The sequence below is a fragment of the Nocardia sp. NBC_00881 genome (genome assembly GCF_045207455.1).
Taxonomy (GTDB): Bacteria; Actinomycetota; Actinomycetes; order Mycobacteriales; family Mycobacteriaceae; genus Nocardia.
On record NZ_CP108798.1, the window covers coordinates 537,987 to 559,175 of the forward strand.

24 protein-coding genes are annotated in these 21,189 nt (G+C 65.8%); 15 read left to right on the forward strand and 9 right to left on the reverse strand.

Annotation, left to right across the window (positions count from 1 at the left end):
- Positions 1-23: 23 nt before the first annotated feature.
- Together OH799_RS01935 and OH799_RS01940 are read left to right on the forward strand one after the other, a co-directional pair.
- Complete coding sequence (locus OH799_RS01935; protein ID WP_406274835.1) at positions 24-797, forward strand: SDR family oxidoreductase; 774 nt, start codon at positions 24-26, stop codon at positions 795-797.
- Positions 798-853: 56 nt separating this feature from the next.
- Positions 854-1,879, forward strand: coding sequence for an NADP-dependent oxidoreductase (locus OH799_RS01940; protein WP_406274838.1), 1,026 nt, complete (start codon positions 854-856; stop codon positions 1,877-1,879).
- A 22-nt stretch (positions 1,880-1,901) separates the two neighbouring features.
- Here the strand turns inward: OH799_RS01940 and OH799_RS01945 are convergent, their stop codons facing one another.
- The 3 genes from OH799_RS01945 to OH799_RS01955 all read right to left on the reverse strand — a co-directional run bounded on the left by OH799_RS01945 (position 1,902) and on the right by OH799_RS01955 (position 3,555).
- Entirely contained in the window at positions 1,902-2,258 is a 357-nt protein-coding gene (locus OH799_RS01945) for a hypothetical protein (RefSeq protein WP_406274841.1), read from the reverse strand.
- 90 nt (positions 2,259-2,348) lie between these two features.
- Positions 2,349-3,170 carry an SAM-dependent methyltransferase gene (locus OH799_RS01950; protein ID WP_406274844.1) on the reverse strand — a complete coding sequence of 274 codons (822 nt, stop codon included), beginning with the start codon at positions 3,168-3,170 and terminating at the stop codon, positions 2,349-2,351.
- A gap of 229 nt (positions 3,171-3,399) precedes the next feature.
- Positions 3,400-3,555: a hypothetical protein gene (locus OH799_RS01955; RefSeq protein WP_406274847.1), complete on the reverse strand. Its 156-nt coding sequence runs from the start codon at positions 3,553-3,555 to the stop codon at positions 3,400-3,402.
- A 381-nt stretch (positions 3,556-3,936) separates the two neighbouring features.
- Here OH799_RS01955 and OH799_RS01960 point away from each other — a divergent pair, with 381 nt between their 5' ends.
- The gene (locus OH799_RS01960; protein ID WP_357270343.1) at positions 3,937-4,215 is read left to right on the forward strand and encodes a hypothetical protein; all 279 of its coding nucleotides are present in this window, start codon (positions 3,937-3,939) and stop codon (positions 4,213-4,215) included.
- A gap of 57 nt (positions 4,216-4,272) precedes the next feature.
- On the opposite strand, the gene OH799_RS01965 is transcribed toward OH799_RS01960, so the two are convergent.
- Positions 4,273-5,184, reverse strand: a complete 912-nt coding sequence (locus OH799_RS01965) for a methyltransferase domain-containing protein (protein ID WP_406274850.1) — start codon at positions 5,182-5,184, stop codon at positions 4,273-4,275.
- Between the two features lie 167 nt (positions 5,185-5,351).
- The gene (locus OH799_RS01970; RefSeq protein WP_406274852.1) at positions 5,352-6,122 is read right to left on the reverse strand and encodes a DUF6882 domain-containing protein; all 771 of its coding nucleotides are present in this window, start codon (positions 6,120-6,122) and stop codon (positions 5,352-5,354) included.
- A 90-nt stretch (positions 6,123-6,212) separates the two neighbouring features.
- On the opposite strand from OH799_RS01970, the gene OH799_RS01975 reads away from it, so the two are divergent.
- A complete protein-coding gene (locus OH799_RS01975; RefSeq protein WP_406274855.1) occupies positions 6,213-6,398 on the forward strand; it encodes a hypothetical protein in 186 nt (61 codons plus the stop codon).
- A gap of 200 nt (positions 6,399-6,598) precedes the next feature.
- Here OH799_RS01975 and OH799_RS01980 read toward each other — a convergent pair whose 3' ends face one another.
- Entirely contained in the window at positions 6,599-7,261 is a 663-nt protein-coding gene (locus tag OH799_RS01980) for a TetR/AcrR family transcriptional regulator (RefSeq protein WP_406274858.1), read from the reverse strand.
- A 267-nt stretch (positions 7,262-7,528) separates the two neighbouring features.
- Here OH799_RS01980 and OH799_RS01985 point away from each other — a divergent pair, with 267 nt between their 5' ends.
- The gene (locus tag OH799_RS01985; RefSeq protein ID WP_406274861.1) at positions 7,529-9,748 is read left to right on the forward strand and encodes an MMPL family transporter; all 2,220 of its coding nucleotides are present in this window, start codon (positions 7,529-7,531) and stop codon (positions 9,746-9,748) included.
- Between the two features lie 19 nt (positions 9,749-9,767).
- Here OH799_RS01985 and OH799_RS01990 read toward each other — a convergent pair whose 3' ends face one another.
- The gene (locus OH799_RS01990; protein ID WP_406274864.1) at positions 9,768-9,935 is read right to left on the reverse strand and encodes a hypothetical protein; all 168 of its coding nucleotides are present in this window, start codon (positions 9,933-9,935) and stop codon (positions 9,768-9,770) included.
- A 100-nt stretch (positions 9,936-10,035) separates the two neighbouring features.
- Here OH799_RS01990 and OH799_RS01995 point away from each other — a divergent pair, with 100 nt between their 5' ends.
- The 9 genes from OH799_RS01995 (at position 10,036) to OH799_RS02035 (ending at position 19,066) form a co-directional block, all read left to right on the forward strand.
- Positions 10,036-11,169, forward strand: coding sequence for a VOC family protein (locus OH799_RS01995; protein WP_406274867.1), 1,134 nt, complete (start codon positions 10,036-10,038; stop codon positions 11,167-11,169).
- Entirely contained in the window at positions 11,166-12,104 is a 939-nt protein-coding gene (locus OH799_RS02000; protein ID WP_406274870.1) for a fumarylacetoacetate hydrolase family protein, read from the forward strand. Before OH799_RS01995 ends, OH799_RS02000 begins: the two co-directional genes overlap by 4 nt.
- The gene (locus OH799_RS02005; RefSeq protein ID WP_406274873.1) at positions 12,101-14,005 is read left to right on the forward strand and encodes an acyl-CoA synthetase; all 1,905 of its coding nucleotides are present in this window, start codon (positions 12,101-12,103) and stop codon (positions 14,003-14,005) included. The genes OH799_RS02000 and OH799_RS02005 overlap by 4 nt, the downstream gene beginning before the upstream one ends.
- A complete protein-coding gene (locus OH799_RS02010) occupies positions 14,002-14,358 on the forward strand; it encodes a DoxX family protein (RefSeq protein WP_406274876.1) in 357 nt (118 codons plus the stop codon). Before OH799_RS02005 ends, OH799_RS02010 begins: the two co-directional genes overlap by 4 nt.
- Positions 14,355-15,908, forward strand: coding sequence for a bifunctional 3-(3-hydroxy-phenyl)propionate/3-hydroxycinnamic acid hydroxylase (locus OH799_RS02015; protein ID WP_406274879.1), 1,554 nt, complete (start codon positions 14,355-14,357; stop codon positions 15,906-15,908). The genes OH799_RS02010 and OH799_RS02015 overlap by 4 nt, the downstream gene beginning before the upstream one ends.
- A 153-nt stretch (positions 15,909-16,061) precedes the next feature.
- Positions 16,062-16,388 carry a porin PorA family protein gene (locus OH799_RS02020; protein ID WP_406274882.1) on the forward strand — a complete coding sequence of 109 codons (327 nt, stop codon included), beginning with the start codon at positions 16,062-16,064 and terminating at the stop codon, positions 16,386-16,388.
- 233 nt (positions 16,389-16,621) lie between these two features.
- Positions 16,622-16,747, forward strand: coding sequence for a hypothetical protein (locus OH799_RS02025; protein ID WP_406274885.1), 126 nt, complete (start codon positions 16,622-16,624; stop codon positions 16,745-16,747).
- Positions 16,748-17,249: 502 nt separating this feature from the next.
- Positions 17,250-17,429: a hypothetical protein gene (locus OH799_RS02030; RefSeq protein ID WP_406274888.1), complete on the forward strand. Its 180-nt coding sequence runs from the start codon at positions 17,250-17,252 to the stop codon at positions 17,427-17,429.
- A gap of 677 nt (positions 17,430-18,106) precedes the next feature.
- Positions 18,107-19,066, forward strand: coding sequence for an AraC family transcriptional regulator (locus tag OH799_RS02035; protein ID WP_406274891.1), 960 nt, complete (start codon positions 18,107-18,109; stop codon positions 19,064-19,066).
- Between the two features lie 220 nt (positions 19,067-19,286).
- Here OH799_RS02035 and OH799_RS02040 read toward each other — a convergent pair whose 3' ends face one another.
- Positions 19,287-19,862, reverse strand: coding sequence for a hypothetical protein (locus OH799_RS02040; RefSeq protein ID WP_406274894.1), 576 nt, complete (start codon positions 19,860-19,862; stop codon positions 19,287-19,289).
- Positions 19,863-20,117: 255 nt separating this feature from the next.
- The gene (locus OH799_RS02045; protein WP_406274897.1) at positions 20,118-20,309 is read right to left on the reverse strand and encodes a hypothetical protein; all 192 of its coding nucleotides are present in this window, start codon (positions 20,307-20,309) and stop codon (positions 20,118-20,120) included.
- 291 nt (positions 20,310-20,600) lie between these two features.
- On the opposite strand from OH799_RS02045, the gene OH799_RS02050 reads away from it, so the two are divergent.
- Positions 20,601-21,185, forward strand: coding sequence for an NAD-dependent epimerase/dehydratase family protein (locus OH799_RS02050; RefSeq protein WP_406274900.1), 585 nt, complete (start codon positions 20,601-20,603; stop codon positions 21,183-21,185).
- Positions 21,186-21,189 lie beyond the last annotated feature (4 nt).

The window sequence follows — 21,189 nt, forward strand, 5'->3', positions numbered from 1 at the left end:
TATTAACCGCGCAGGAGCGAAATATGTCCCATCCGACTGGAAAGACCGCCCTGGTCACCGGTGCCTCACGCGGGATAGGGCGCGCCATCGCCGAGCGGCTGGCTGCCGACGGCGCCGAGGTGGCCGTGCACTACGGGACCAATAAGGAGGCGGCCGACGAGACGGTGTCCGCGATTCGGCGGGTAGGCGGGCGGGCGTTCCCGGTATGCGCGGAACTGGGCGTGGAGGGCGATATCGACCGGCTGTTCGGCGAGCTCATGGCCGGGCTGGACGGCAGGCCATTGGACATCTTGGTGAACAACGCAGCGGTCATTACCTACGAGGCCACTATCGAGCAGGCCACGCCAGAGCAGTTCGACCGACTGGTCGCGATCAATGTGCGCGCGCCGTTCTTCATCATCCAGCGGGCGTTGCCCATACTGCGCGACGGCGGGCGCATCATCAACATCTCCTCCGGCGTCACCTGGTTCGCCACGCCGGAAGTTGTCTACGGGATGACCAAGGGTGCGCTGAACGTCCTCGGCCGCTCGCTGGCGAATTCCCTTGGGCCGCGCGGGATTACGGTGAACACCGTCTCGCCCGGCATCACCGATACCGAGATGAATTCCTGGCTGCACACCAACGACGGCGCGATTTCCGGCGTAGCGAGCATGACCGCGCTGGAGCGGGTCGGACGGGGTGCGGACATCGCCGACGCCGTGGCCTTCTTCGCCTCCGGTGACGGCCGCTGGGTCACCGGTCAGACGCTGGAGGTCAACGGGGGCTTGTTCTTGGGGCCCAAGACACCGTCCTGGTGATCGCCCTACGCGCGAGCTGGCGCGGGTGCCGGAAGCGCCCGCGCCATCCGACTAGGATGAGCGGCATGGTCGAGTCGACGCGAATCGTGCTTGCTTCCCGGCCGGTGGGCACGCCTACCCCGGAGAACTTCCGTATCGAGACGGCTGAACTCCCTGCGCCTGCCGAGGGGGAGGTGCTGTTGCGCACACGGTACCTGTCCCTCGATCCGTACATGCGCGGCCGGATGAACTCCGCAAAGTCCTACGCCGAACCGGTCGAAGTCGGCCAGGTGATGGTCGGCGCTACGGTGGCCGAAGTGCTCGAGTCCCGCGACCCTTCGGTGGCGAAAGGCGAAGTGGTGCTGGCTTATTCGGGGTGGCAGACCCATGACGTCGCGCGCGCCCGCGATGTCCGCAAACTCGACCCCGCGAAGGCTCCGGTCTCGACGGCGCTGGGTGTGCTCGGTATGCCGGGATTCACCGCGTACGCGGGTCTACGCAAGATCGGCAAACCGCAGCCAGGTGAGACGCTCGTGGTCGCCGCCGCTACCGGCCCGGTGGGCTCGGCCGTCGGGCAGATCGCCAAGATCAAGGGCGCACGTGCCGTCGGCATAGCGGGCGGGCCGCGCAAGGTCGCCTACCTGAACGAGCTCGGCTTCGACGCCGCACTCGATCATCGCGCCCCCGACTTCGCGGAACAGTTGAAGGCGGCCGTACCCGACGGCATCGACATCTACTTCGAGAATGTCGGCGGCGCGGTGGCCGACGCGGTCTATCCGCTGCTGAATACGTATGCGCGCGTACCGGTCTGTGGCCTGATCGCTCACTACAACGCGACCGGGGCACCGGCCGGGCCGGACCGGCTGCCCGCCTTCTATGGCCGGATTCTGTTCAAAAGCCTCACCGTGCGCGGGTTCATCCAGACCGAGTTCGTCCGCGAACTCTATCCGGACTTCCTGCGCGAGATGGGCGAATGGGTCTCCGACGGCCGCGTCCGCTATCTGGAGGACGTCGTGGACGGCTTGGCCGCCGCCCCCGATGCGTTCATCGGCATGCTCACGGGTCGCAATTTCGGCAAGCTCGTTGTGAAAGTCGCCGAGTGACCGCGTTGTTCGCGGCCGGGGTTCAGGCTGTCAGCGAACCGCCGCCGATCCCGAGATAGACAACCATCAGGGTGAACAGAAACCAGCCCGCGCCCTGCCAGATCGGCCAGGTCTGGCCGCGGCGCCACTGCACATAGGTTTCGACGAAGGCGCCGATGCCGCCGATCAGCAGGACGGACGACGGTCCGATCAGCATGGCGGCCTGGGCTGGCTTATCGCACAACAGCGTGTCGGCTTCCGAACAGTTCTGCCGTTCTGCGGTCCAGAGCAGGGCCAGCACGAAGACCAGCGCGGCCGTGGCGAGGACAGAGCAGACATAGGTCGCGGCGCGGCGGAATGTGCGCGGGTCGCGCCAGCGTTTCTCGACGTCGTTGACCATTTTCACCGCCTCGTCGCACCCAGCGTTCGGGTCCATCCGAGGTGATTGCCGAACGAACGTGGCTCAAACGTCACCCGGTCGACACCGGGATCAGGGTTTGCGGCCGATGCCCGCCCAATACCAGGCGGACTCCGGGTCGACGGCGACGCCGGGGTCCGGTCGCCACCCGGCCACCGGCACGACACCAGGATTGATGATTTCCGTTCCGGTGAAAAGAGATTCGGTTTCGACGCGGCTGCGCGGATGGAAGATGAGGCCCGCGTGCGCGGCCGCCGCCGCCACCCGCGCGACCGCGCGCTCGTCGAAGTCGGCGGTGGGATGGGTGATCACCAGATAGCTACCCGAGGGCACCGCGTCCAAGAGCCGACCGATGATGCCGTGCGGATCGTCGCAGTCCCGGAAGTACATCAGGATCGCCACCAGCATGATTGCGATCGGCCGGTCGAGATCGAGGGCGCTCAGGGCGGGGTCGTCCAGGATGGAGTGCGGATCGTGCAGGTCGGCATGGGCGAACGCGGTCCTGCCCTGCGGTGTGCTCGCCATCAGCGCGCGCGCGTGCGCGAGCACGACGGGGTCGTTGTCGACGTAGACGACGCGGGCCGCCGGATCGAGCTGCTGGGCCACCTCGTGGGTGTTGCCCGCGCTCGGCATGCCGGTTCCGATGTCGAGGAACTGATCGACACCTTCCGCACCCACCAGATGACGCACCGCGCGGCCGAGAAACGCGCGATTGGCGCGCGCCATGCTGCGAATGGCGGGAATGTGCGTGGCGATCGTGTCGCCGAGCGCGCGATCAGACGGGTAGTTGTCCTTTCCGCCGAGCCAGTAATCGTAGACGCGCGCCTCGTGTGGGACGCTCGTATCGAGTTTGGCCGGCAACCGGGTAGTGACCTGCGCATCGCTGTGGGGCATGGCGGTTCCCTCCTGAGGTGGTGCCGCGTGTCGGGCGCCTGCGCGACACCGAAGCCGCCCTTCGAGCGACGACTTTGTGCTATGAATTTCCTTGTTCAGGATATGCCAGCGAACGCCTGGCACGACGCGGATCGCTGGATACCGACCGGAGTCCGAACGCTGTCCGGACGTGCCGATTCTGTCCGGATTTCCGGCGCGGTACCGCTCACGGGCCGCGCAATCGCCCCCGTCAGCGCAGCGAAGGATTCGGGCGGCCGCCGTGTCGTTCGGTGGAGCGCAACTCGAACCAATATGCGGCGATAGCGGTGGCGTAGCCTGCCACGACGGCCCCCGCCGTGACGACCGGCAATGCGATCAGCAGTGGAATCAGAAACGCGGTGTACATTGTGCCCTCCCCGCGGTCACAGTGATGTCAGCGGAAGGTTCGGCGCGACACTGCACCGAATGATGTCACCCCCGCACGGGTCAAATCCTAAAGGCAACGGCCCGCGGTAGGCACGGCCTGCGACTGTGAGTCGAGTCATGCGCTGACCGGTGTGTCGGCCGGATCACCCCATCTCGATCGGGTTCAATTGATCTTGTCACGAGTCTTCCCAGCAACCACGTGGAAAACAGGAGACAGCCATGACACGGGACGCCTGAGTCGGCGGCTGTACATAGCTGTCGCAGTGCCCGTGGCGCGCCGAATTCCACGGGAGCGCAGATCTTCTCTCGAATCTACCTCCGGCATCACCTCAGCATGCGAAAAAGGAGCACGAACGTGAGCATGATTCTCGCCGCGCTATACGACACCGTTCTTGCGGAGATTGACAATCCGACCCCGGAAGCGCCGCCGCTGGCGGACAAATTGATGCAGATGGGCCAGTACTTCACCTGGCTGGTCCAGCTCTCCGGCGTCACCGCGATCACCTACGGCGGTGGCAGGTTCGCGTGGGAGAAGTGGAATGGCGGCACCCTGCAATCGCCCAAGATGGTCGCCAGCGCCATGACCGGCGGCGTGGTGGCGACCAGCGCGGGCACGATCATGAACGCCGTCCTCGGCTGACGCGCGGCGGAGACTCGTGGCCACCGGCTCGGCGGGGTTATCTCTGCCGGGCCGCTGCTAGGTGACGAGGATCGCGGTGCCGATCCCGGCGGCTGCTCCACCGAGTGGTGGTCGGTGGCCGAGCACCGCGAACATCGTCACCGAGAGGTGGTAGTCGCCTGTGGCGATGCCGGCCTCCATTCCGGAGATCAGGTCGAGGCGCTGCTGCTCGGTGATCACATCGTCGGCGAGGGCGCGTTCGGTCATCCGCGCAAACAGGGAACGTACGGTGTCCGGATCCCAAATCACTGCCTCGGATCCGATGTCTTCGATCGAGAATCCGGCGGCCGTGAGCAGACCGCGCAGGCGGCGGCCCGATGTGGGGTTCGGGGTAGCTGCGAGCATCGTCGTCGTCAGCCGGGCGATCACATCGGCGTCGCCAGGATGGGCGATCGCGGTGTGCCAGTCGCTGTCGACGAGCAGCACCCGCCCGCCGGGCCGCAGTACCCGCGCGATCTCGGCGGTGGCAGCGGCCGGGTCATCGAGATGCTGGTAGACGCGCTCGCAACGCACCGCGTCGAAGGAATCGTCCGGGAACGGCAAGTGGTAGGCGGTGCCCTCGACGAAGCGGGCCCGCGAACCCGCGGCCTCGGCTCGCGCCCGGGCAGTGGCGAGCATCGCGGGATTCGGATCGACGCCGACCGCGTCGCCGTCGCGGCCGACGCGGTCGGCGAATTCCAGCACCTCGGTTCCTGTTCCGGCGCCTATGTCGAGCGCGTATTCTCCCGGCCCAACGGCCAAGGCGTCGTGTCCCCAGCGGCGCATCCGTTGAATACCCGGTATTGCTGCCTGAAGATCGAGGATGCCGATCAGTGCGGTCATCGGGTCGTCGATAGCCGCATCGTCTCGCACGCTTTCGGTGCGATCGGAGGGAATCGCGTCCAAATGGAAGGACAGTGAAGGGCGGGGTGTCGCCTGCTCGCTGGGCATGCTCCGACAGTAATCCCACACCGCCCGCCGGCGGCGTCCGCGTGCTCGCCGCGACCATGTCGGTGGCGAGTAACTGCTCGTTCGACGCCCTGGTCGCCGCGTCCACTGTCTCGCTTGGGTTTCGGCCCTCGCGATGAACTGCTGCGCCGTCGATGGAGGGATGGCAGTCAGGTGACCGGCGTTCGGTGTGCATGGGCCGACTGCGTTATCGGCCCAGACGGCAGTTCGATCCGATCCATGACCACTTGGATATCGAAGTGTGCGACATGTCCGGAAGCATCGAATTCGATGTCGCCCGCGACGCCGTGGCCGCTGAACTCCAGCCACCGGTAGTCATCGAGAAATTCGGTGAGCAGGCCCCGCCTGGTCAGGTAGCTGTGGACGGCGCGTCGATGATCGGTCAGCGGCAGCGCACCGACGCCGTAGGCCAGCACGCGCGCAAGGCCGGACGCGGTGGCTGGCGGCAGCACGAACGCCGGATGTTCGACGAGAAACGCCACGCACGTGCCGTCGGTGATACCGCAGTAGGAACTCCAGCGCCCACAGACGACCTTCGCGGCGTCGGCCAGCAGCCCGGCCACTTGGTGCGGCTCGGGTGCCGCACCCGCGAGGGTGACGGGCAGTTCTGCTGCGCATAGTTCGGCTACGCCGTACCGAAAGCCGAACTCGCGCACCGTCTGCGACGCCTTGATCAGCGCAGGCGGGTAGCCCCAGGGATTTGCCCACCCCCACAACCACGACTCGGCGTCGGCCGTGCCGAGCAGGTGGACATTGGTGCACACGAATGAGCGCTCTGCACCGACGAATTCGAGTCGACGTCCATCCAGATCGGCTTGCCACACATGTGCGCCCAGCACTTCTTCGAGGTGGAGTCGGTGCTCGAGCGACAGCAACCCCGCGTCATCGAGCAGCCTCGTCAGTGGCACAGGTTCGGACACGCTAAGCAGCGTAGTCAACCCTGATTCCCCGTCTCCGCTGGTGCGGCACCGATCCCAACGGCCTATCGAGATTCGGTCGGTCGGCAGGCAGTGCGGTTTGTGCGAATCTATTACGCTGCAACACGTCTCGCTTCCTCCGTACTGAAAGACTCTTGCGTCGACATCGATCCGCAGGGCGGCGGCTACGCGGACGAGCGCAGCGACAAATATCGACATGGCGGGGTCAGCGCGCTCGCCGCGGTGTGGGCGGCCCCTGATCCATTGCTGGTGAGCTGAACTCACGAGCGTCGATAGCGAAGGGCCCGCGTAGAACTGGCGGGCACATCCGAGGGCTGCCCACCCGAAGTCGCTCACATAGCCCAGCTCGTCCCTCGACGCATACTGCCGCCTTTGCTCCCCCGCAGCATTCGGGACTGCGACGGGACCGCCGCTGAGCCGGGTGGAGAAATCGGGTAGGGCTCTCCCGCGGCCGGTGGTCAGGCGGCGGTGTCGTCTTGTGGCGGTGCGTCGAGGGAGGGTAGTGGGCGCCGGCAGATCTCGTGGGCTTCGTCGGCCGGCAGGCCGAACATGCGTAGGAGGTCCTCGGCGACTTGGTCGGCGGCCTCGGTGTCGTCGCGTTCGGGGTGGTCGTGCAGGAGCCGGCCGAGGCAGATAGCGGCGCCGGCGACGATGGTCATGGCAAGTTCCGGGTCGCGGACCTGGAACCGGCCGGCATGGGCGGCGGCCTCGATGTCGCGGTGGGCACGGGGGGCGAGGCCCTTGTCGGAGCCGGCGAGGGTGAGTCCGTTGTTGAGCAGCACCTTGCTGAGTGTGGGGTTCCGGCGGTGCAGGCGGCCGGTGAGCCGGAAGCTTTGCGCGAACACCTGGGCGGGGTCGTCCACGTCTTCGCATAGTAGGTCGAGGACGGCGCCGTGCTGGTCGAGTGCCTCCTCGACCGCGGCGGCGAACAGCTCTTCCCGGCTTTGGAAGTGGTTGTAGAACGATCCCATCCCGACGTCGGCGGCTTGGGTGATCTCGAGGATCGGCACGTTGAGTTTTCCCGCTGCGATGAGCGACTGGGCCGCACTCACCAGCGCGGCGCGGGTACGCGCCTTGCGGCGCTGCAGGCGGTTGGGTTCCGAACCGGTCTGCACGGTCATCGCGGTCCACCTCCTTCTGACGGAACTCGTCGCCATCCTAGCGCCACTGGTCAGCAGTGACGATTCACTCAAAAGCTATTTGTGAGTGCCTTGGCTAGCTGAAGCGGCGAGCTGTCCGACGATCGCCGCCAGCGGTCGCCCGCGCCGTAGTAGTTTGCTGACCATTGCTGCGTTTATGAGGAATTCGTCATTAATCGTGTTATCGTATCGAAGTCGCAGGCGATCGCTATCGGTGATGCGTCAGTTGGTGACTCGACGGGAGGCAGTATGTCTCGGTATCTGTTCGGTCTTGGTCGGTTGGTGGCGCGTCGCCGCTGGTGGGTGCTGGCGGTGTGGGTGGTGCTCTTGGCAGGCGCCATCGGCTTCGCTGTCGGGACGGGCGGCAAGACAACCGACAGCTTTACCGTTCCCGGCACCGAGTCGCAGGATGCTGTGTCATTGCTGCAGCAGCGGATGCCGGCGTTCAGCGGTGCCCAGATGCAGGTCGTGTTCGCTACGCCAGGCATGGTCAAGGTGACCGACTCGCAGCCGAGCGCCCAGATCGAGCAGGTGATGGCCGAATTGAAGGGACTGTCGCAGGCCGCCGCCGTGGTCGACCCGTTCCAGGCCAAAACCGTGTCGCCGGACCAGCGTGTCGCGTTGGGCAGTGTGCAGTTCTCGGTGTCGGCCGGCGAAGTCACCGAGGAAACTCTGGGCGAGGTGGATCGCATCGCCGAACCGGCGCGAGATGCGGGCCTGGAAGTGGAATTCTCCGGCGCGGTGTACCCGGGCTTCACGGCCGAAGTTCCCGAGACACCGGAGATCTTCGGCATCGCCGCGGCGTTCGGCATCCTGCTGATCACCTTCGGTGCGGTGGTCGCGGCGGGGCTACCCATCGTCACCGCGTTGATCGGCGTGGGAATCGGGCTCACCGGGATTCTGGGCGTCGCGTCCTTCGTCGACGTGCCCGCGGCGGCGACGTCGCTCGCGCTGATGCTGGGCTTGTCGTGCGGGATCGACTACGCGCTGTTCATTCTGTCGCGACACAGGCACAACATCGTGCTAGGGATCCCGGCTGCGGAGTCGATACCGCTGGCGGTAGGGACCGCGGGCAGTTCGGTGGTATTCGCCGCGGTAACAGTGATCATCGCCCTGTGCGGGCTGTCGGTCGCGGGCATCCCGTTCCTGACCGTGATGGGTTTGACGGCGGCTGGTGCTGTGCTGGTGGCGATGCTTGTCGCGCTCACGCTTCTGCCGGCGCTGCTCGGATTCGCCGGGGGAACGGTCGCTCGGTTCATCTCACCGCCGCTGCATCCGGGACGGCCGCAGGAGGTGGCGCGGATCGCCGCGTACGAGCCCGAGCGCACTGTGGGACACGCGTGGGGACGGTTTGTCACCCGGTTCCGGATCCCCTTGCTGGTATTGGGTATCGCGGTTCTGGGCGTGCTGGCTGTCCCGGTCACGCGGATCCATCTCGGGCTGCCCAGTGGCGAGTCGCAACCGGAATCGAGTACTGCGCACAAGGCCTACGACCTGGCCAGCCGTTCGTTCGGTCCCGGGTTCAACGGGCCGCTGCTGGTTGTGACCGACCTGTCCAACGCCACCAGCCAGGACGCTGCGCAAACGGTGATGAGCCGGCTGCGGCAGGAGCCGAACGTCGCCGCGGTGCAGCCCGGCGGCACCGGAGACGGGCTGGTGCTGATCCAAGTGGTTCCGAAGACCGGTCCCGACGACACCGCGACCGCCGATCTGGTGTCCCGGCTGCGTGACGACCGTGCCGATATCGTAAACGGCACCGGGGCAACCTATCTGATCGGCGGCACAACCGCCGCGAATATCGACACCTCCAACCGGCTGGCCGAGGCGCTGCCGGTCTTCCTCGCGGTCGTGGTGGGTTTGGCCCTGGTGCTGCTGACGATCGCGTTCCGCACCGTGCTGGTGCCGCTGTCGTCGATCGTCGGATTCATCCTGTCGGTCTTCGCCGCCCTCGGCGCCCAAGTCGCAGTGTTCCAATGGGGCTGGGGAGCCGACCTCTTCGGCGTCGTCAAGACGCAGACGCTGAGCTTCCTGCCGATCATCATCCTGGCCATCATCTTCGGGCTCTCCAGCGACTATCAGATCTTCGTCGTCTCGCGGATCAAGGAGGAACACAGCCGCACCGCCGACGCGATCACCTCGGTACAGAACGGGGTCGCGCACTCGGCACGCGTCGTGACCGCCGCAGCACTGATCATGTTCGCCGTTTTCGTCGCCTTCACCACCGTCGACAACCCGATCGTCAAACCGCTGGCCTTCACCCTCGCCGTCGGTGTCCTTCTCGACGCTTTCATCGTCCGCCTGACGCTGGTGCCCGCCGTCATGGCGCTGATCGGAAACCGCATGTGGTACCACCCTCGCTGGTTCGCGCGCTACGTCCCCGACCTCGACATCGAAGGTGTAGAACTCGAACGCCGATTCGAGCGTGACGCCGAAGCCGAAGTGCCACAAAGCTTTACGGGAACATCGTGATGCCGGATCGCCGCGGGCCTCAGCCCGGATAGACCACGCGCACCGTCCTGTTCCCGGCGCGGCACAAGTCCACATCTGCTCCGGCCGCGAGCAGAGCATCGGATGCGATCAGTTGGCTGACGACGCCCGCATTCCGGCGGGGACGGCCGAGCGTGGTGCGGCGCAGGGATGACGATCCGGCCGCCATGGTATCGCCTTGCATCAGTAGTGACGAATAAGTCAAAATTTCTTGACTGACTATAACATCTTATGTGACGATATCGTCAATACCTTGGAGGGAGTGGTCTATGACCGACCATCACGACCCACATACCGGCTTGCACAGCGAGCACGGCGGATCAGCCGGTGAACATCCGGGTCGGGCGCGGAATCCGATCGTCAAGGTGCACGATCTGTCGTGGTTGGAGTTCGAGAAGCCGGACCTGGACCGAGCCGAAACCTTCGCGCATGCCTTCGGATTCGCGACGTCCCTGCGCACTCCGAACGAACTGCGGCTACGTGGTACGGACCCGGGCGCGCCGTGTGTGGTGATTCGCCGAGGGCCGCGATCGAAATTCGTCGGTCCGGCCTTCCGTGCGGCGGACACCGCCGATCTGCTCCGGCTGGCGAAAGCCGGCGGAAACAAGGTAGTGAACCTGCCCGATAGTCTGGGCGGATCGACCGTAGACCTGATCGACCCGAGCGGCTTGCAGGTGCGGGTTGTCGCCGATACCCACAAGCTTCAGGCCCTGCCCGTGCAAGCTCCGCACTTACTGAACTTTGGGCATGAGGTCGCCCGCGCGAATCGGACACAGCGGCCACCCCGTGAGCCGGCGAGAGTTCAGCGTCTCGGGCATGTGGTGGTACAGACCACCACATACCGCCGAACGCTCGACTGGTATCTGCAGCACTTGGGTCTGATCGTCAGCGACTTCCTCTACTACGCGGGGCAGCGCGAGCGGGGACCGGTGATGAGCTTCATCCGCTGCGATCGCGGCTCCACACCGACCGACCACCATACGCTCGCGTTGGTCTTGGGTGGCGCCAACCGGTATGTGCATTCGGCCTATCAGGTCGCCGACCTGGACGCGATGGCTGCGGGCGGGGAGTACCTGCTCGACCACGGCTACTACCGGTCATGGGGGATCGGCCGTCATAACCAGGGCAGCCAGCTCTTCGACTACTGGCGTGATCCGGACGGGTTGCTGGTCGAGCATTTCAGCGACGGCGACATGTTCGACTGCACCCTGGAACCGGGCTGGGCACCGATGAGTGCCTCGGGGCTGGCCCAGTGGGGGCCGCCCGCCAGCAAAGATTTCCTCGGCCTCGAGCCGGGCCGGGCAGCCCTTCGCGAGCTGCGCGCCATGGTCGGCGCACTGCGCGAGGACAACGAATTCGACCTCGACCGCCTACGTGGCCTGATGAAAGTAGCCAATTCATGAGTATCTCCGTCCTCCGCACCGCCGATGCCTGGTGGGTGGCCAAACCTTCCGGCGCCGCCGAAGTCGGCACCGCCGCGACCACCACCGGTCAGCTGCTGGCCGACAGGCAGGCGATCGTCGCGGCTGCCGTGAGCACCGAGGTCGTGCCGATCGAAACGCTTTCACTGGTCTCGCCGGTGACCGCGCCGTGCCGGGTGGTGGCCCAGATGACGAATTTCGCCTCGCACGTCAAGGACTCGGGCATGGACCCGGAGACTGTGCCGTTGACGTTCTTCCGCAAGACCTCCGGGTCGATCAGCGGCCCTTACGACGATGTAGTGCGGCCTTCCCATGTGCGGCTGCTGGATTACGAGGTAGAGATCGGGCTCGTCTTCGGCCGTTCGATGCCGGTAGGAACCTCGATTACCGCGGACAACCTCGCGGACTACGTGACAGGCCTGGTCGTCACCAACGACGTGTCGGCGCGTGACGTGCAGTTGCCGAAAACCCAGTTCTACGAGGCGAAGTCGTATCCGACGTTCACCCCGGTCGGGCCCGCGCTCGTGCTGTTGGACGCCGATGAGCTGAAGCGGTTCACCGATCTGCGGCTGCGGTTGTGGGTCAACGGCGAGCCGCGCCAGGACATGACCGTCGCGGACATGATCTACGGCCCCGTGGAAACACTCCAGGCGCTGACCCGTTTCCAGCGTATGGATGCCGGTGATCTGCTGCTGACCGGGACGCCTGTGGGCACGGCGATCAGCGCTCCAGCCAAGTCGGTCGAAATCATCGGGTCCCTGCTACCTGCCGCGATCAAATGGAAGCTTTTCTTCAAGGGGCAGGCCAAGAATCCGAAGTATCTGCGGGACGGCGATGTCATCGAGGCCGCCGTGTCCACCGACGACGGTGCGATCGAGCTGGGCCGGCAGCGTACGGTCGTGCGGCACACCCGATGACGGACGATCTGATAACCGAGGATCTGCTGTGGCCACGCTACGCGGGGCCGAGCGACCTGCCCGAGATCGAATCCGTGCCGCTGGCCGAGCGCCCTCTGGCGGAATCGACCTATGCCCTGCTGGTGCGGGCTGCCGAACTGTGGCCGGAGCATACCGCCGTCACCGTGTTGCCCGAGGCGGCGCGGTGGCGGGAACCCCTGCGGCGCAGCTTCGCTGAGCTGCTGGGCGATGTCCACCGGTACGCGAACGTGCTGCACGAACTCGGTGTGCGGCGCGATGACGCGGTGGCCTTGATCGCCCCCAACTGTGCCGAGCTGATTCCCGCGACAATCGCTGCCCAGTTGGCCGGGATCGCCGCCCCGATCAATGGTTCGCTGTCCCGGCCGCATATCGCCGAACTACTGCGGCTCACGGGTGCGAGGGTACTCGTCGCGGCTGGACCTGAATTATCTGACGACGTCTGGGATTCCGTGCGTGCGCTGGCTGCCGACGGCCTGCTGGACGCGGTACTCGTGCTGCGCCCGACCGCGGCGGTGGGAGACCCGCAGGCGCTGCAGCGGATCGACGGCGTGCGCGTCGGGTACCTCGACGAGTCGGCGGCAGCGCACGATTCGACCACCTTCGCCGGGAAAGCCCCGGCCGCCTCGGATCTTGCCGCACTGTTCCATACCGGGGGCACCACCGGTGTGCCGAAGCTGGCCGCGCACACCCATGCGGGCGAGGTCGCCAATGCGTGGATGATTGCTGCGAACTCCCTGTTCGACGAAGATTCCGTGGTGTTCGCGGCCCTGCCGCTGTTCCATGTCAACGCTCTGGTCGTCACCTTGCTCGCGCCCCTGTTCAAAGGGCAGTCGGTGGTATGGGCCGGACCGCTCGGTTACCGGGACCTCGCGATCTACGCCGAGTTCTGGAACATCGTCGAGCACTACCGGCTCGCCGCGATGAGTGCGGTGCCCACCGTGTACGCGGTGCTGGCGCAATGCCCGGTCAACACCGACATCGGCAGTTTGCGCTACGCGATGGTGGGTGCCTCGCCACTGCCGCCCGCGGTCCGGGAGAGCTTCGAGATGCACACCGGAATCACCCTGGTCGAGGGTTACGGACTGACTGAGGCGACCTGTGCCAGCGCGCGCAGCTTCCCCGATCTGCCTCGACCTCATGCGGTGGGGCAGCGCATGCCTTATCAGAAAATGAAGGTGGTGCGTGTCGGCGAGGACGGAACCTGGGCGGACCTGCCTGTCGGCGAGGTCGGAGTGCTGGTCATCGGCGGCCCCACGGTGTTCGCGGGATACGTGATCGGCCGTACCGAGCGCGGCCACGTGCTCGATGGCATGGGCAAACTGGTCGACGGCTGGCTCGACACCGGCGACCTCGCCCACATCGATGAGGAAGGGTTCATTCATCTGCACGGTCGCTCCAAGGATCTGATCATCCGCGGCGGGCACAACATCGACCCGGCGATCATCGAAGACGCCCTGCTCTCTCACCCGAAGGTCGCCGCGGCCGGCGCGGTCGGACGCCCCGACATCCATGCCGGTGAGATGCCGGTCGCCTACGTCACCCTGGCGCCCGGTGCCGCCGTCACCGAAGCCGAACTGCTCGAGTGGGCGAGCCGGCATGTACCCGAGCGCGCCGCGGCTCCCAAGACGGTCACGGTGCTCGATACGCTGCCGGTCACCGACGTGGGCAAACCCTACAAGCTCGGGCTGCGCGCGGACGCGACTCGTCGCGCACTCCTCGACGCCCTCGCCGAGATCGCCGGAGTGCACAGCATCGCCGCCACCGTCGAAGACGGCGTGATCGTCGCGACCGTCGAACTCGACCCTGTCGGCGACGAGAAGGCTGTGACGGCGATCCTCGGCCGCTATGCGATCGAATGGAAGGTCGCGGTGCTGCAATGACTGGCGCTTCGACCGTCCTCGCCGCCGCGCTCGCGCTCGTTTTCCTGCTGCTCGGCGCGGCGAAAGTACAAGGAGTGCAGCCGATGCGGAGTCGGGCCACCCATCTAGGCTTCGCCGCAGCTGCCTTTCGGGGTATCGGTGCGGCCGAGATCGCCGGAGCTGCTGGGCTGTTGGTCGGCATCTCTTGGCCGGTGGTCGGCGCGGCGGCCGGCACCGGCCTGGTGCTGCTGCTGACCGGTGCCGTTGTCGCGCATCTGCGTGCCGACGACGGTATCCACGCTGTCGTGCCCGCGTTGATCACCGGGCTCGTATCGATCGGTTATCTCGCAACGCTTTCAGGAGGGCATGGATGAGTACGCCCGTGGTTCCGGTCGTGATCGTCGGAGCGGGACCGACCGGACTCACCGCCGCGACACTGCTGGCCCGATACGGTGTCGACACTCTGGTGCTGGAGCGGTGGACGGAAATCTATCCGCAGCCGCGCGCGGTGCATCTGGACGGTGAAATCCACCGTATCCTAGCCCGTCTCGGGCTCGCGGACGAGTTCGCGGCGATCTCGCGGCCGGGCCTCGGTCTCCGGCTGGTCGACCGGAACATGAAGATCCTGGCCGAGTTCCACCGCCGCCCTTGCGGGCGACACGGGTATCCGGACGCGAACATGTTCGACCAACCGGAGCTGGAGACGATCCTGCGGGCCGCGGTCGCACGGCACGCGAGAGTCATCCTCCGGGACGACGTCGAGGTCACCGCGGTGACCGAGGAAACCGACAGCGTGCGCGTCGACTTCACCGACCGAACCACCGGCGCAGCGGAGTCGGTCCTGGCACGGTACGTACTGGGTTGCGATGGCGCCCATAGCCTGGTTCGAGCCACGATCGGCGCTACCGTGCACGACCTGAACTTCGAGCAGCGCTGGCTCGTAGTCGACATAGCCACCGCCGCCGAACTCGGGGAATGGGAAGGCGTACACCAGGTCTGCGATCCGTTCCGCGCCGCAACATACATGCGAATCGGAAAATCCCGCTACCGATGGGAATTCCGGTTGGGTCCCGATGAGGCCGCGGCCGACTACGACGATATCGAGCGGCTGCACGGTCTGATTCGCCCGTGGACCGGCTCGATTCCGGTCGAGGAACTCGTACTGATCCGGGTCGCCGAATACACCTTCCGTGCTCAGCTCGCCGACCGTTGGCGTGCGGGGCGGGTCTTCCTGCTGGGCGATGCGGCCCATCTCACGCCGCCGTTCATCGGTCAGGGCATGGGCGCCGGACTGCGTGACGCGGCCAACCTGACCTGGAAGCTCGCCGGAGTTCTTGCCGCCGAGCTGCCCGAGCGCGTACTGGATACCTACGAAGTCGAGCGGAAACCGCATGCGCGGACCATGATCCGGCTCGCGAAGGTCACCGGCATAGCCATGACCGATGGCGGTGAACTGGGCAACCTCGTCCGCCGTCTCATCACGCCGCACCTGCACCGCCTGCCCGGTTTCCACGAACTGGTCACCAGTGGTGAAACGCCGCCGCTGCACCGGTCCGACCTCGTATTGCGGTCGCGCCTGCTCCCTGGCGGGGTGGGGAGGCTGATTCCCAACGCGGTCTTGGACGACGGCCGTCGTTACGACGACGTCGCCGCGGGCCGGTACGCGATCGTCACCACCGCCGAGCCGACATCCGCACAACGCACCCAGATCCGAGAACGGGGCGCGATCCTGGTGATCGCCGGCCCCGCAAGCGAACTGTGCCGCTGGCTGCGCCAGGGGCACAGCGCCCTCGTCCGCCCCGATGGAACCGTACAGTGCACCAGCGCGTACCTGTCGGCTATCTGCATCGCCCTGCCTCGATTCGGGCTACGGACCCACCGGACCCTGCGTCATGAATCGAACGATGTCCCGACCGTCCGCTGATCAAGTCTGGTAAAAGCTGGTTCGCCGACCCGGCGCTCGCCACGACAGTCCGCGGCATAGGTCGAAGTTCAAAGGGAACCTATATGTCCAAGACTGATTATCTTCCTGTGGGTTCAGGTGAGCCGAGATCCTCGCCCGAGCGTCAGAAGGCGTGTGCGACACCGCCGCAGCGCCCTCGGATACGTCGCACTCGCGATCGCCGCCCTGCTTGCTGTGGTCGCGATAATTCTGCCGAGCTACGTAGCCGATGTACTGATCAAGTTCCCAGCTCAGGTACGGCAGGTGACCATTTCGTCGGGCACAGGGACGGTGCTGGATCTCAACCTGTTGGTTCAGGGGAGGCTACAAATCCAACACGAGGTCCCCATTCAACTGTCGACCTTGGTGACCAGCATCGAACCGACAGATTCCCGAACGGTGACCCTGCGCGTCGCTCAGCAGTCGACGAGGCTGGATCGCCCACTGGCGACGACGAGATGATCGCGCTGTCGTTGCATTACTCCGCCGCTCGAGACAAAGCGGGCCATCAGCGCCCGGAATTCGGCACGCACGGCGGCGGGTCGGTGGGTCATCCTTGGTCCGCAACAACTGCCGCCCGCTGCCGCTAGCTCGACTTTCAACGTCCGAGGTGCCCGTATTGATCATTGGTGAAATGCTCGGTTGAGCATTTCTATTGCTACCGAAGGAATTTCGCACCATATCTACGATGATCAGTGTCCACTGTGCCGGACCGGTGGGACGCGTCGGCCGATCTCCTGCTCGACGAGCAGGAACGTGCCGATGACAATCATCGCGGCACACCGGATAGTCGGCTCACCCCCGTGCTGCGTAGGTCGTGAGGTATCCGCTGTGGCGCCGCCGACGAAATGTATGGGCTGTGACTTGCTGCTTGCCGCAGCGGTGGTGCCCGGTCGGACGTCTGGGCGTATCCGATCCGTTCGTGCAGGTGCTGCAGGTGCTGCAGGTGCTGCAGGTGCTGCAGGTGCGCTCCGCGCAAACTTTCATTCGCGGAGAGCGTAGTCCGCCCACAGCTCGGCTCATAGCCTGATTCATATGCGCAGTTATAGCGAGTGCCCAAGGAGGAGTAGTGGAGTGTCCGACGCCGCGAAATACGCGTTCGACCTCGATCCTCGTCGGCGCACTCACCGACAGGTCACCGGAGGTTGTGCGGCGGCGTCCGTCGCGTCCGGGCGTAATCGGCACATTTCAAGGAACGACTGATGAATTGGAGCTCGATCGGTGTCTCCGCGATTGATGGCCACGAGGAGTTCTGTCCGGTGCTCGACGAGGCGCGAGCGGGATGCGGACAGCCAGATATCTCCGTATCCCGAGGAATCGGATGTGCACCTTGCAGTGCAACTCGGTAATGTGCGCTTCGATTTCACGGCTTGCGCTACCGCGGCATTGTTGTTCATACAGGATTGCCGCGCCCGCCGCTATCCGAAGCATGTCGCGGTGATCCCTGGTGACGCCCATGGATACCCACGCCTACCCAACGAACGCCTGTATCTGGAGCCCTGAACCGTCAATGAGCCCAATAAGTCGGACCGACCCGATCGTCGCGGCTCGCGATCGATGCCTTGGAATCACAGCTTCCGCGGCAAGTCGGACTACCTGGCCGCAGATCGGGTGACAGCGTTGTCACCGGAGCCCGGATGGATTCGTCTCCAGGTGAGGGTGTCCGACACCCTCGCTACCCCTACAACGGCGTTGGCGGCGGTTCACAACGGTGTGGACCTGGAGACGGTTCCGGTGAGGTGCGTTCACCTCTTCGCATCAAGCTGTGCGGCAGGTGGTTGGGCATTCGCGAACATTGCTGTCAGGGGTACTGTCGACGAGTTCGCCCGCCGCCACTGGGCGATGTAGGAGGCCATTTGCGGCGTCCTTTCCGCTGAGGGCGAATGGCCGAGACGCGTGATCGATGCGCCGTGCGAGGCCGACACGAGAGATGGCAAGAATTCCTCGACGCTCTGGAAGTCAGTGTCTGACGAAAGTGCGGTTGCGGCGGCTGTTGGGATCTTGAATTCCACGGTGCCGTCTCGACGTCAGGGGCCGATGGCACCCGCGTTCGCCGGGCGAACTCGCGACCAGCAACGATCTGAGAGGCAGTGACCCCGGCGACGGACTACTCTGGCCTACACCGACTCGTCGGATGCCTGGCGTGCTCGGGTGTGAACCGATCACGGAGTAGGGAAGTGGTGACGGTGAACGATAAAGCCGTCTTTGTCCAAAACGCCACGACACGCGTCGTCGCCCCGCATGAGCGCGCAGACTACTGGTCCGAGCTGATCAACTCGTATCACCGGCGTCTGGGCTATGCCTTCCCACATGGAGGAAGTGGCTTCGAGGGTCGTACGACCTTGCGACGCACCCGCGACTACCAGCTCATCGGCTGGAAATCCGACGCGGTGACCTACTACCGTAGCGCCGGACATGTGCGCGGCGACTCCGACGACGATTTTCGACTGCTGCTACCCACCGCCGGGCAGGTGGACCTCTGGCAGGCCGGCCAGCACGCGCGCCTGCCATCGGGTGTCGGTTGCCTGGTGACTATCGACCGACCGTTCGCATTCTCGCTAGGTGATGGCAGCAGGGGACTGCTGATGACCATCCCCCGACGCGAGGTCGACCATCGCCTGGGCCGCACGCCGGAGCTACCCGCTACTCCCGCCGACCTCACGTCGGGACTCGGTAGGGTAGTCGCCGACCTCGCCGCCGGGCTGTTCGCCGAAGGCGGCGACCTGACTCGACATCAATTCGACACCATCTCTTCCCACCTGGTCGAACTGCTGTGCATGCACCTGATCGGCGACCAGCCCACCAGCCCCGGCCATCTCGCCGACGTGGAAGCTGCTGTTCGACACTACGTCCGCACCCACGCCGCAGACCACGACCTCACAGGCGCGACGATCGCGCGCGCTCTCGGTTGGTCGCTGCGACAAATCCAGCTCGCGTTCCAGCATGCCGGCACCACACCTAGCGAACTGATCAAGGAAGAACGTCTGCAACTTGCCTATTCGCGCCTGCGCAGTCCCGTCTACCGTGACTGGAGCATCACAGACCTTGCCATGGGACTCGGCTTCAGCTCGGCCAGCGCCTTCAGCACAGCTTTCCGTCGCCGGTTCGGCGCCAGCCCGCGCGATGTCCGCCACGGTTGACAGGCGTGCTGTCCTGAACCAGGGGGCGCCTCAGCTGGACCGTATCGCGATGTCGCGAACGCGCGCGGCCGCGATGTCGAGCAGGCTTCGGCCAAAAGTAGGATCGTGTGCCGCAGCCGGTGGCCCTGACACCAGGGGTCGCAGCGCCGGGGAGGTGGGTTCTGCATCGAGCGAACAGGTGGTCGGTGCGACGACGTCCGACCGACCATCCGTCGGCCCGTCAGCCTAGAGCCAGCAGGGCGATGGCGGTTGTCGCGCCGGCCAGGCCGAGGGTCTGTTGCCAGACCAGGCGTTCTCCGAGCAAGGTTATGCCCAGCAGTACGGGGATCGCAGGGTACAGGGAGGACAGCACGATGGCGATCACGACCAACTGCTCCCGGATGGCGAGCAGGTAGCTGATCAGGGCGAGGGCGGCCAGGACACCAGTCATGAGTGACAAGGCGATGGTGAGTGAGCGCAGTCGGCCGGTTGGGGTTGCGGCGCGCAGGAGCGGTACAAGGGTCACAATCGCGGCTAGGCGTCCGCTGATGACGGGCCAGGTACCGGCTGCTGCATCAGCCTGGGCGAGTGCGAGGTATTGGACTGCGATGCCGGTGCCGGCGATCAGCGCGTCGACCGTTCCGGAGGTTGATCTGCTTACGGCGTCGCGGTTGTGCGAGACCAGCCAGAGCGCGGGAACTGCCGCGACGATCCCGACCCAGGCCAGCGGCGAGGGTCGTTCGGCGAGCCAGAGCACGCCGACCAGCACGGGCAGCGCCACACCGCCGACAGCGCTGACCGGGACGACCACACTCATCGCGCCCGTGCTGAGTCCGCGGAAGAAGGAACAGCATGCCGAAGGCGGTGCCGACCTTTGAAACAGCGCCCCACACAAGGCTTTCCGTGTGGAGTGCGGCGGGAAACAGGGGCGCGGTGGCCAGTGCGGCTACCAGTCCGCCCATTTGCCCGAACAAGGCGACGGTGCGGAAATGGATACGCCGTGCAAGCAGCCCACCGGCGAAGTCGGAGACACCATAGGCCGCAGCGGACGCGAGCGCCAGCGCTGCGCCCGTCATCCGTTCCGCTCCCGCTCGGCCTGCCCGACCGGGCAGGTGGCATCCGTGGTACAGGAGGCGCGATCGCACAGGCGGCACAGTAGATCTGCGTTGCCGATTTCGGCGTACAGCCCGGTCAGCACCTTATCCAGTAGCCCGGACAGGATGGCGCGTTCCGCTGGGTCGAGCACGGCCAAGGCTTGCGCCAACCGGCCACTGCGCGCAGCGAGGATCTGCAGTACGGCGGCCGCGCCGGGTGAGCCGGATAGCGACCTCGCGGGCCTGGCCGGGACGTCGTTCGGCGAGCTGCCGACTTACGAGGGCATCTACCATGCGGGCTGACGCGGGCTGGCTCAACCCCACACGTCTACCGAGTTCGGGTCGGCGCGCCCGGCCCGGAATAGCTTCGCGCTGGTCGCCTCCGCTGCCGTTGACCTCAGCGAGAGCAGCGACTTCATCGTTGTCGTCCGCCGCAGGAAGACGCCCATTACGGTGGATCGGTGCGCATCTTCCTGGCCGGTGCGACCGGCGTTATCGGAGTCCGCCTGCTCCCGCTGCTGATCGAGTCGGGGCACGAGGTCGCGGGCATGACCCGGTCGGCCACGAAGGCAGATCAGGTGCGTGCCGTTGGGGGCGTGCCGGTCGTCTGCGATGTGTACGACGCGGACGCACTGACCGCTGCCGTTGTCGCGTTCCGGCCCGAGATGGTGATGCATCAGCTCACCGATCTGCCCGACGACGCCGCCTTGCTGCCGGCACGAGCAGGTGCGAACGCGCGGATCCGCACCGAAGGCACCCACAACCTGATCGCCGCGGCGCGGGCCGCCGGAGCGAAACAATTTCTCGCCCAGAGCATTGCCTGGGAGCCGCCCTCGGGGCGGAGTGAGGTGATCCAGGCGCACGAAGCAGCCGTGCTCGATATCGACGGCGTGGTGGTGAAGTATGGCCAATTCTACGGTCCGGGAACCTATTACGAGACAGAGCTGCCGGTTCACCCACGTGTGCACGTCGACGCCGCCGCCGAGCGGACGATCCCTTTGCTCGACGCGTCCAGTGGCGTCGTGATCATCGCCGACGCGTCCTGAAAAC